Origin of the sequence: Pseudomonas sp. K2I15 (genome assembly GCF_002204795.1) — a bacterium.
GTDB lineage: Bacteria > Pseudomonadota > Gammaproteobacteria > Pseudomonadales > Pseudomonadaceae > Aquipseudomonas.
The window spans coordinates 1-10914 of sequence record NZ_NIXO01000015.1 but is presented as its reverse complement, the minus strand read 5'-3'; the positions used below and the strand labels follow the sequence as shown (position 1 = coordinate 10914).

Below are 10914 nucleotides of genomic sequence, written 5' to 3'. Positions count from 1 at the left end.
CCCTATAAAACGAATCCGGAGGGGAAAAATTAGCGGGGGATTTGTGGCGCCGACAGCGGTGTCATCAAGGGTTACATCAAACACCGAGTGGCTCGGCGAGGCTGTCCTATCATTGACGCAACCCATCAATTGCAACTACATTTAGTTACAGGCAAGGATCGCCGTGTCGAAAAATGAAAAGCTGCTGGCCAAACTGCTCAATGAGCAATCGGCATTTACCTGGCCCGAACTCGTAACACTGCTGCGGCGCCTGGGATACACACAAATCGAAGGGGCTGGGAGCCGAGTCAGGTTCGACAAGGGCGACCCCAGTGCAATGATTACCCTGCACAAGCCTCACCCCGGCAACGAACTGAAACACTACATTCGGCGCCAGATCATCGAACAATTGAAATCAGGAGAACTGATTCAGTGAACAACCAGTTGAAACACAAAGGCTACATCGGCTCCATCGAAGCCAGCATCGAAGACAATTGCCTGTTCGGAAAGCTGCTTTTCATCAAGGCTCTGGTCAGCTACGAGGGAAAAACCGTCGCCGAATTGGACGCGGCCTTTTGCAACGCCGTAGACGACTACATCGAGACCTGCCAGGCCCTTGGGCAAACACCGGAAAAGCCCTGCAAGGGCTCGTTCAACGTCCGTGTCGGCCATGACCTCCATTTGGCCGCCGCCCTGGCGGCGACCCGGCAAAAAGTGACGCTGAACGATCTCACGCGGCAAGCGCTGAACGAGTTTCTGCAACATCGCGGCGCACTCATTGCGGGGTAATCAGCCCAATCGCCGATACCCCAACACCGCCGAGCCAAGCACCACAGCTCCAGCCGCCAGTGCCACCCAGAACCCGCTGGGTGCGCCAAAGTGGTCGATCATCCACCCGGAGCTGGCGGCACCAATGGCCACGCCTATGCTCAGGCCGGTGATCAGCCAGGTCATGCCTTCGGTCAGGCGACTTGGAGGAACAATCTGCTCCACCAGGGCCATGGACACGATTAACGTCGGGGCGAAGAACAGGCCGGAAATAAAGATCGCCGCCGCCAACCCGGGAATGTTCGTCACCAGCAACAACGGCAACGTGGTCACAGCCGTAGCCACGCCGCAGAACAAAAACTGGCGAGGCAGCGGCGCTTTTAGCTTTAGGGCACCAAACGCCAGCCCGGCCAGGCACGAACCAATGGCATATACCGACAACACAATGCTCGCGGCGGCGGGCTGGCCCTGGTGCTGGGCGAAGGCGACGCTGACCACGTCCACCACGCCGACGATAATGCCCATGGCCATCAACAGCACCATCAGGATCAACACCGAGGGCGAGGCGATCAGCCAACGGCCGTGCCCGGCCTGATGCTCATGCACCGGTGGCTCGGTCTGGCGTTGCAGCACGAACGCGGTCACGCCCACCGCCAAAAACAGCGCGGCAATCAACGGCCCGGCTTCGGGGAACAGCAGCACGCACAAACCCACCGAGACCGGCGGGCCGACAATGAACACCACCTCATCAAGCACCGACTCCAGGGCAAATGCGGTTTGCAACTTGGGCTGGCCGCGATACAGCTCGGTCCAGCGCGCCCGCACCATGGCCGACATGTTGGGCATGCAACCGGCCAGGGCGGCGAAGATGAACAGCGTCCACGTCGGCGCCTGCAAGCGGGTGCAGAGCAACAGCAACAACAGCGCGCCGCCGCCGATTGAGGCGGCCACCGGCAACACGCGGCCCTGGCCATAACGGTCCACCAGCCGCGAAACCTGGGGCGCGCAAAACGCCGTGGCCAGGGTGAAGGTGGCCGTCACCGCACCCGCCAAACCGTAACCGCCGTGCACTTGCGAAAGCATGGTGATCAAGCCGATCCCGGTCATGGAGATCGGCATGCGGGCGAGCATGCCCGCCAATACAAAAGCCCTGGAACCTGGCGCCTGGAACAGCTCGGCGTAAGGGTTTGCCATGGTGTGTAACCTCTTCCTGAGCGCCCTGAAACTTGCTATCTGGTGTTATCGGGGCAAAATACATACGGTGCGTATGTGACAAATCATGCGTAACATACGCGCCGTATGTCAATCACCTATTGTGAGCCTTACCCATGAGCCGAGCCCGTGCCGAGATGATCGAAGACACCCGCGCCCGCCTGATCGCCAGCGCCCGCCAGGCCTTCGCCACACAAGGCTACGCCCAGACGTCGATGGACGACTTCACCGCTCGCGCCGGCCTGACCCGGGGTGCGTTGTACCATCATTTTGGCGACAAGAAAGGCTTGCTGGCGGCGGTAGTTGCCCAGCTCGACGGCGAAATGGACGCGAGCCTGCACCGTATCACCGACCAGGCCACCGACCCTTGGGAAGGGTTTTGCGAACGCTGCCGGGCTTATTTGCGTATGGCTCAGGATGCCGAGATCCAGCGCATCGTATTGCAGGATGCCCCGGCGGTGCTGGGTGCAACCGACCAGCAGCAATGTGTGGACTCGCTGCGCCGTTTGCTCGATGACCTGATGCAAGCGGGCCTCATCGAGTACGCGTGCAGCCAGGCATTGGCGAGGCTGATCAATGGCAGCCTGGTGAGCGCATCGCTGTGGATCGCCCAGGATGAACACCCGGGCGAGCGACTGGAAGCAGCCTTGCAAGGGCTGGAGTTATTGCTGCGCGGTTTGAAGCCCAATGCCGTTCGCTGAACGAGTGCGGCGGAAGTTTTCGGATCAGATGGGGTACATATCCGTTGCTGCGGTAACGGCGGCTTAGGGTTCCGCTCTTACAGCGGGTCACTTTTGGCAAACGCCCGGAATGCCGGCCCAGCCAAAAGTAACCAAAATGTTTGCCCCACCACTCGGTGCCTCGCCTAGGCTCGGCATGCCCGCATTCCGGCAAGGCTCCGCGGGCCGCCGCGACGGCCCGTCCCTGGCCCGTCCCTGGCCCGTCGTGGCTAAATCGGCATCCTTGCCGATTTACCCGCTCCTCAATACCTGCGTTCGGCCTCGGGCTGAATGGGGCAGTCAGATCAAGATCAAGATCAAAAGCAAGAGCACGGCGGCCTGAAAGCCGACCTGAGTGTTAGAAGCAAGGGCCAGATCCAGAGCGAAAGCAGAGCTGCTTTTCTGTGGGAGCGGGCTTGCTCGCGAAAAACCCGAGAACGCCGCGTTCATTCAGGACGCCCGCGTCATCGTTAACGACCTTCGCGAGCAAGCCCGCTCCCACATTTTTTGACCGCGTGCGCCTTTGATTTTGCCGTTGCTCTACACCACTCAAGCCGGCCGGTAGGCCGCTGTGCTCTTGCTTTTGATCTTGATCTTAGGCGCCCCGTTAAACCACGCTGGCCGAACGCAGGTAGTACGGAGCGGGTAAACCGGCAGGACGCCGGTTTAGCCGCGACGGGGCAGGGACGCCCCGTCGCGGCGGCCCGCTTCGTGCTACCGGAGTTGAGGGCACACCGAGCCTAAGCGAGGTGCCGAGTGGTGGGGCAAGAGCGTTTTGCTTACTTTTGCGCTTTTCAAAAGTGAGCCGCTGTAAGAGCGGAACCATAGGCGGCTATCACCCATATAACGGATATGTACTCAGCCCCCCAGATACCCAGACACAACACTCCCAACATTGATATTGGCTACCTGAAGAGCCAACCACAGCATTGACCCTAGGTACGCCGCAACATCAACGCCGCCACCGCACACGCGGCCAACGCCACACACGCCAGAAAGAACGCATCACTGTAGGCCATCAAAAACGCCTGATGGCGAACACTCTGGTCCAGCAGGTTCAGCACCACCTGATGATCCGGCAACTGCTCCTGCAACCCCCCGCCACCGGGCAGTTTTTGTTGCAGGGCCGGATCAAACAGCGTCACCGACTCGCCGATACGCGCCGAATGCACGCGCTCGCGCACCACCACCAACTGCGCCAGCAACGCTGTACCCACCGCGCCGCCAAGGTTACGCAGCATCGAGAACACCGCCGAGGCCGACCCCGCCTGCGCCTTGGCCAGCCCATGTACCGCCAGCACCGACAGCGCCACCATGATCAACGGCTGGCCCATGCCGCGCACCACGATCGAGGGCACGATCACATTGCTGGCGCTGTCGGCCGACAGGTGTGCGCCCATCCAGCAGCCCAGGGCCATGATCGCGAACCCCGAGGCCACCAGCATTTTGGCGCTGACCCATTTCATCAAGCGCGGTAAAAACGGCGCCATGATCAGTTGCACCAGGCCATAGGCAATCAGGCTCTCGCCAATTTCACTAGCGTTATAGTGCTGCAATTGCGACAGATAATTGGGCACCAGGAACACCAGGCCGTAGGTGCTGGCGCCGAAGATAAACATCGCCACGCTGGCCACGCCAAAGTTGTAATGCCCCAGCAGCCGCAGGTTGATGAAGGCGTGGGCGCCCCATAACTGGCGAGTAACGAAGCCGATCAATCCCACCACCGCCAATAGCGTCATCCACACGATAAAGGGCGAGCCAAACCAGTCTTTGCGCCCGCCCTCCTCCAGAACGATCTGCAACGCGCCAAGGCCCAACACCATGCAGCCGATGCCCAGCCAGTCGCCCTGGCGCAGCAGGTCCAGTTTCATTGGCTGGCGGTCGATGGACCAGGCCACTGCCGCCAGCAACGCGATCCCCGGGAACAGTTGCAAGTAGAAGATCCAGCGCCAGGAATACGCGTCGGTCAGCCAGCCGCCAATCGACGGCCCGGCCGCCTGGGCGACGCTGTTGGCCAGGCTGAACAAGGCCATGCCCAGCGGGATCTTGCTGGCCGGCAGTTCGGTGATGATCAGCTGGAAAGACAAGGGAATCAGCACCGCCCCAGCCGCGCCCTGGACCACCCGAATAAAGATCATCACTTGCAGGTTCGGCGACAGCGAACACGCCACCGAAGCCACCAGGAATATCCCCGAGCCCCACAACATCACCCGGCGCAGGGAGAACACCTGCACCAGCCACGCCGTGAGGGGAATCATGATGATTTCCGCCACCAGGTAAGCGGTGGAAATCCACGAACCTTCCTCAAACGTCGCGCCCAGTGCGCCTTCGATTTCCGGCAACGCGGCGCTGGTGACGTGCACGTTCATCCCAGCCATGAAGCAGCCAAACAGCCCGCCGATCACCGCGACCCAGGCACGAATCGACACACGCCCTTCAACCTCCATGAGCGTGCTCCTGGCTCGCGGCTGGGCGGGTGTCGACCGTGGCGATGACCGACATACCCGGCAGGATCCGCGACTCGCCGGGCTGCAGGCGGATCTTCACCGGGAACCGCTGGACGATCTTGGTGAAGTTGCCGGTGGCGTTGTCCGGCGGCAGCAGGGCGAATACGGCACCGGAGCCGGGGGCGATGCTTTCCACTTCGCCGTGCCAGTGCGCGCCGGCAAAGCTGTCCACCGAGATGTCCACCGACTGCCCGGGCGCCATGTGCTGCAACTGGGTTTCCTTGTAGTTGGCAATCACATAGGCCTGCTCCACCGGCACCACCGCCAGCAGCGGCAGGCCGGGCATCACGTATTGCTGGCGACGAACCTTGCGCTGGCCCACCACACCGTCGAAAGGCGCACGAATCTCGGTGTCCTTCAGCGCATTGCTGGCCAGCGCCAGGTTGGCCTGGGCTTCGCCAATGCGCGCCTGATGCTCAATCATTTGCGCTTGTGCCTGCTGCCGACGCGCCTGCAAGACCCGCAACTGCGCTTGCTGGCGCGCGACCTGGGCGTTCGCTTGCGCCAGCGCCGCCTGGGCCTTGGCCTGGCTGGCGCTGACGGTTTCCAGGTGCTGGGCGCTGGCGACCTGTTGCGCCACCAATTCGCGATAGCGCTGGTAATCAAGCCCCGCACGCCGGGCCTCGGCCTCGCCACTGCTCAGTGCCGCCCGCGCCTGGGCGATGCGTTGCTGCTGCTCGCTCATTTGCGCGTCGAGGGTTTGCACCGAGGCCTGTTGCGCCGTCGCGGCCGCCTGCGCCTGTTGCAGTTGCGCCTGTGCGCTGTTCAGGCGCTCGGTAAAATCCCGGTCGTCGATGCGCACCAACACGTCCCCGGCCTTGACCGGCTGGTTATCTTCCACCAACACCTGGGCCACATACCCGGCAATACGCGGGCTGATGGCGACCCAGTCGGCGCGCACATAGGCGTCGTCGGTTTCCTCAAGAAAGCGTCCCCACTGCCACCAATACCCGGCAAAGACGGCGAGCCCCAGCAACGTAGCGAGAGAGGCAGTGGTCACCAGGGTGCGACGATGGCGTTGCATAACGGTCAGGCGAATCGGTTCAACAGCCTGGTTCATGGCCTGGCTCCATTGACAGCTACGGGAAAGTGGGCGGTTTGATCGTCACGCTGCCAACCGCCACCGAGGGCCTGGAACAGGTCGATCTGGCGGTTGATCAAACGCAGGTCGGACTCGGCCACGTGTGCTTCAAGGCCTACCAGGCTGCGCTCGCTGTCCAGCAGTTGCAGGGCATCCAGCGCGCCGGCGTGGTAGCCACGGGAGGCCAGGTCGAAGGCGCGGCGGTTGTTGTCCAGGGCAGCGGCCAGGGCCTGGCGACGCTGCTGTTCGCCTTGGTACAAGGCCATGGCCTGCTCAACCTGTTTCAACGCGTTCAGCACCGTGCCGTCAAACCGTGCCAGGGCCTGGCGCGCTTCGGCCTGGCTCTGCATGACGCGCGCCTGGGCGACCTGCCGATTGGGAAAACGCCAGGACACCAGCGGCCCGACGGAGTAAACCGTCGCGTAGCTATCCCCCAGTTTGCCCAGGCTGCTGGCGGACGAACCGAGCATCGCGCCGAAGGTGATGCGCGGATAAAGCTCGGCCCGAGACAGCCCCACCGTCGAGGTGGCAGCGCGCAGTTGCGCCTCGGCGCGGCGGATATCCGGCCGGCGTTGCACCAGCGCCCAGCCCTCGCCCACCGGCAGCGGCGCCTGCAACTGTGGGCCTTGGGCGCAGTTGCGCGGGGTGACCTGCTCCGGCGGCAACCCGCTGAGTACCGCCAACTCATACAACGCGCTGCGGCGACGGGCCGTGAACATCGGCAAGGGTGCGCGGGTTTCTTCCAGCAGGCCTTGCAGCCGGCTCAGGTCCAGGTCCGTCGCCGCGCCGGCTTTTTGCAGTTTTTGCGTGACCGAAACGCTTTGCTCCAGCAACTGCACCGAGTGCGCCTGCACCTGCGCCTGCAATCCATAAACGCAGGCCTGGGCATAGGCACGAGTCGTCTGAGCGGCCACCGTCACCCGCAACTCGTCCTCCAGTGCCCGCGCCACCTGGGCATCTGCCCGTGCCGCGGCAATGCGATAACGCACCTCGCCCCACAGGTCGAGGGTGTAGCTCAGGGAAAATCCAGGCGTGTGGCTCCATTCGGCACCGGCATGACCGTGGGTGGCCTGGGCCAGGGTCTGGTCATCACGGCTGCGACCGTAGGCCAGGCCATAGTCCAGGGAAGTGGACGGCAGGCGCTCGCCGTCGGCCTGCTGCAGCCGCGCCAGCAAGGCGTCGACGTGGGCGGCAGCGGCTTCAAGGTCTTTGTTCTGGCGCAGGGCCCGCGCCACCAGGGCATCCAGCTGCGGGTCGCGGTACAACTGCCACCAGCGGGCGGGCAATGGTTCGGCCGATTCGGCGGACAGGCGCGGCAATGGCTGCGCCGTGACGGTCGACGGCTCGCCGAGCACGCCACTGCACCCGGCCAGCACGCTTAACAGGGCGATGGGCATCCAGGGATGAAAAGAAGGGCTGTGCATCACAAGGCTCGCTCAAGAAGGAGCCTTGCAGGTTAGGCAGGTGGCCTGTGCGGTTCGCCCGCGTCAGGGCCATGTATCGTCGCTAAACGGACAATATGTTTGCTTAACGCAACTCGAAGCTTTGCTCCTGGACCGCTTGGGAGTCCAGGCCTACCTGAACCTTGAACTCACCGGGCTCGGCAACGTAGTGCAGTTGGGCGTCGTAGAACTTCAGGTCGTTCTCATCCAGGGTGAACTCAATGACCTTGCGCTCCCCGGCCTTGAGCATGAGTTTCTGGAAGCCCTTGAGCTCCTTGACCGGCCGACTGACAGAGGCAACCACATCACGGATATACAACTGCACCACCGTTTCGCCGTCGCGCGGGCCAGTGTTGGCAAGCGTAATGCTCGCCTTGAGTTGCTCCCCCGCGTGCAGTACCAGCGTTGACAACTGCAGGCCCGAAAGCTCGAACCGGGTGTAGCTCAAGCCGTAGCCGAAGGGATAGAGCGGGCCGTCGGGCTCGTCGATGTATTGGCTCGTGTACTTATAGGGCGCAGCAGGAAAGAACGGACGCCCGGTATTCAAGTGGTTGTAATAAATCGGAATTTGCCCCACCGACCGGGGAAATGTCATCGGCAGCTTGCCCGAGGGGTTGTAGTCGCCAAACAACACATCGGCCACCGCGTTGCCGCCCTCCGTACCACTGAACCAGGTCTCCAGTAGCGCATCGGCCTGTGCCTGCTCCCGGGTCAGGTCCATCGGACGGCCGCTCACCAATACGATCACCAAGGGTTTACCCAACGACTTCAGCGCACTGAGCAAGTGCTGCTGGCTGGCAGGCAGGTTGATATGCGCCCGACTGACGGACTCATCGTTGAAGCTCCAGGGCTCCCCGACAACTGCCACGATGACCTCGGCCTGACGAGCAACCTGCAGCGCCTCACCCAGAAGCTCTTCGGGCGAACGCGGGTCAAGCTCCAACGGCGTCTTGTAGAGCTTCAAGCGTTCGGCCAACTGCTTGTCCGTGGTCACATTCGCACCCTTGGCGTAGCGCAATGTTGCCTTGCCTTGAACGGCGCGGGCCAGGCCATCGTAGACACTGACCACGGGCTGGTCGTCGCAGTCACCGCAATAGCTGCCCAGCAAATCGTGCTGGCTCTTGGCCAAAGGGCCGACCAACGCAATGCTGGCCTGCTTGCTCAACGGCAGCGTCTGATGGGCATTTTTCAGTAACACGAAGGTCTTGCGGGCAATGTCCCGGGCCGCGTCTCGCTGCAGGCGCGCCGCACTGGGCGGCAACGCTACGCTGCCAAGATTGCGATACGGGTCGTCAAACAACCCCAGGTCATACTTAAGGCCGAGCACATGGCGGACAGCCTCATTCAGCAGCGCAACATCGACCTCGCCCGACGCGACCAACCCGGGCAAATACTGTGCATAAGCGTCATCGCACACTTCCATGTCGACACCTGCGCGCAGCGCCAACGCAGCAGCCTGCCTGGCATCACGCGCTACACCATGATTGACCAGCCCCTCAATCGCCCTGCAATCACCCAGGGTTACGCCGTCAAACCCCCACTGATGACGCAGCACATCCCGGATCAACCACCGATTGGCGGCTGCAGGAATTCCACCGATGGCATTGAACGCGATCATTGCCATGCCCGCGCCGGCATCGACGGCAGCGCGATAAGGTGCAAAGTAGAACTGGTACATGTTCGCGGTGCTCATCTCGACGCTGTTGTAATCCTTGCCGCCTTCAACTGCACCGTACAACGCGAAGTGTTTGACGCCGGCCATGAGGCTGTCGGCTGCGTGAGGATCGTCACCCCGATACGCCTTGACCATCACACCCGCGATACGCGAGGCCAGGAAAGGATCCTCACCGTAGCCTTCCGAAACTCTGCCCCAGCGAGGGTCGCGGGTAACGTCCACCGACGGGCCGAACGTCAAATGCACACCTTCGGCACGCGCCTCCCGGGCGCTGATACGCCCCGCCAGGGCAATCGCCGACAGGTCCCAACTGGCCGCCAGGCCCAGGCTCACCGGGAACACCGTGTGCAAGCCATGAATCACGTCCGCCGCAAAGAACAGCGGAATTTTCATCCGGCTACGCTCCATCGCCACGTGCTGCAACACCTGCCCATAAGGCGGTGACGCGACGCCACCGATGGCGCCAATCAATCCGGCAGCAACCCCTTCGCGGATACTGGCTTTCGTCTGTTCCCGGTCAATGCCCACCAATTCCAGTTGGCCGACTTTCTCGGCAAGGGTCATCTGCACAAGCACGTGCTCGATGAACGCAGCCTTTGTGAGCGATGGTTGCGCCCAGGCCTCTGTGCCAGAAAGGCCGACAAGCAGGCAAAACAGCAGGACTTTTCCCATCAGGCCCATCCTCTGGACACGTCAGTGACTGCCTGCAGCGTTGAGGATTGGAGCGTGGGTGTCTACTGTCAGAACTCACAGGGAGGCCGGCTTTTGATCATCGGCCAATACGGAGAAAAACCTACCCAACCGGCCGAAAATGACTCGGCGGATAGCCCAACGACTTGCGAAACATCGCACTGAACGCACTCGGGCTTTGATACCCATGTTCCAGCGCCACCTCCAAAATCGACACGCCTTGGGCCAGCAGCTTCAAGCTCAAGGCCAGCCGGGCGCGCTTGCGCCATTCGCCGAAGCTCATGCCCAACTCGCGCTGGAACACCCGGCTCAGGGTGCGGGCACTCATGTTCAGGCTGTCGGCCCAGGATTCCAGGCTGCTGTCGTCGGAGGGGTTGCGGATGAAGTGCGTGCATAACCTGGCCAGCCGCGCCTCGCCGGGCACCGGCACGTGCATCGCCACCACCGGGGCTGCGAGCAGTTCCATGCGGATCAATTCGACCATGGCCTGCAGCCGCGGGCTGTTGTGCCCGGCGATCAGCGTAGCGGCGACGATCAGTTCCCGCAGCAGCGCCGACACCTCGATCACCTGACAGGTGCGCCCCAACCCCGGCTCGGCCTCGGGCATCAGGAACAGCGTGCGCATATGCACTTCGCCGGCCATGCGGATTTCGTGCGGGGTGCCGGCCGGCACCCACAGCGCATGCCCGGACGGCACCAGCCAACTGCCCTGGGCGGTGCTGACCACCATCACCCCGGACACTCCGTGGATCAGCTGCGCCTGGGCATGGCAGTGGGGATGCACCACGTCATCGTTGCGGTAATTGTCGGCATAGGCTTCAAGCCAGGGCCTGGGCGGGAG

General features: G+C 62.6%; 9 protein-coding genes. 3 read left to right on the top strand and 6 right to left on the bottom strand.

The window, feature by feature from the left end; translation table 11 throughout:
- Positions 1–163: 163 nt before the first annotated feature.
- Both CEC48_RS11775 and CEC48_RS11770 read left to right on the top strand, forming a co-directional pair.
- On the top strand, positions 164–415 hold the full coding sequence (locus tag CEC48_RS11775; protein ID WP_088423895.1) for a type II toxin-antitoxin system HicA family toxin: 252 nt from the start codon (positions 164–166) through the stop codon (positions 413–415).
- On the top strand, positions 412–768 hold the full coding sequence (locus CEC48_RS11770) for a type II toxin-antitoxin system HicB family antitoxin (protein ID WP_088423894.1): 357 nt from the start codon (positions 412–414) through the stop codon (positions 766–768). The genes CEC48_RS11775 and CEC48_RS11770 overlap by 4 nt, the downstream gene beginning before the upstream one ends.
- Here CEC48_RS11770 and CEC48_RS11765 read toward each other — a convergent pair whose 3' ends face one another.
- Positions 769–1941 (bottom strand): MFS transporter, encoded by a 1173-nt coding sequence (locus CEC48_RS11765; RefSeq protein ID WP_088423893.1) that lies wholly within the window; start codon positions 1939–1941, stop codon positions 769–771.
- Positions 1942–2075: 134 nt separating this feature from the next.
- On the opposite strand from CEC48_RS11765, the gene CEC48_RS11760 reads away from it, so the two are divergent.
- On the top strand, positions 2076–2660 hold the full coding sequence (locus CEC48_RS11760) for a TetR/AcrR family transcriptional regulator (protein WP_088423892.1): 585 nt from the start codon (positions 2076–2078) through the stop codon (positions 2658–2660).
- A gap of 953 nt (positions 2661–3613) precedes the next feature.
- Here CEC48_RS11760 and CEC48_RS11755 read toward each other — a convergent pair.
- From CEC48_RS11755 to CEC48_RS11735, 5 genes are all read right to left on the bottom strand, one after another.
- Complete coding sequence (locus tag CEC48_RS11755) at positions 3614–5125, bottom strand: MDR family MFS transporter (RefSeq protein ID WP_088423891.1); 1512 nt, start codon at positions 5123–5125, stop codon at positions 3614–3616.
- Complete coding sequence (locus CEC48_RS11750; RefSeq protein ID WP_088423890.1) at positions 5115–6245, bottom strand: HlyD family secretion protein; 1131 nt, start codon at positions 6243–6245, stop codon at positions 5115–5117. Before CEC48_RS11750 ends, CEC48_RS11755 begins: the two co-directional genes overlap by 11 nt.
- Positions 6242–7690, bottom strand: coding sequence for an efflux transporter outer membrane subunit (locus CEC48_RS11745; protein ID WP_088423889.1), 1449 nt, complete (start codon positions 7688–7690; stop codon positions 6242–6244). Before CEC48_RS11745 ends, CEC48_RS11750 begins: the two co-directional genes overlap by 4 nt.
- Before the next feature lie 103 nt (positions 7691–7793).
- Positions 7794–10055, bottom strand: a complete 2262-nt coding sequence (gene bglX / locus CEC48_RS11740; protein WP_088423888.1) for a beta-glucosidase BglX — start codon at positions 10053–10055, stop codon at positions 7794–7796.
- Positions 10056–10176: 121 nt separating this feature from the next.
- Positions 10177–10914 (bottom strand): helix-turn-helix domain-containing protein (locus CEC48_RS11735; protein ID WP_256579702.1); only part of this gene is annotated, 738 nt, incomplete at its 5' end.

Excerpts from the sequence above, each read along its gene's own strand:
- CEC48_RS11750 (WP_088423890.1), bottom strand. The coding sequence starts at position 6,245 with ATGAACCAGGCTGTTGAACCGATTCGCCTGACCGTTATGCAACGCCAT.
- CEC48_RS11760 (WP_088423892.1), top strand. The coding sequence starts at position 2,076 with ATGAGCCGAGCCCGTGCCGAGATGATCGAAGACACCCGCGCCCGCCTG.
- CEC48_RS11765 (WP_088423893.1), bottom strand. The coding sequence starts at position 1,941 with ATGGCAAACCCTTACGCCGAGCTGTTCCAGGCGCCAGGTTCCAGGGCT.
- bglX (WP_088423888.1), bottom strand. The coding sequence starts at position 10,055 with ATGGGAAAAGTCCTGCTGTTTTGCCTGCTTGTCGGCCTTTCTGGCACA.
- CEC48_RS11755 (WP_088423891.1), bottom strand. The coding sequence starts at position 5,125 with ATGGAGGTTGAAGGGCGTGTGTCGATTCGTGCCTGGGTCGCGGTGATC.
- CEC48_RS11745 (WP_088423889.1), bottom strand. The coding sequence starts at position 7,690 with ATGCACAGCCCTTCTTTTCATCCCTGGATGCCCATCGCCCTGTTAAGC.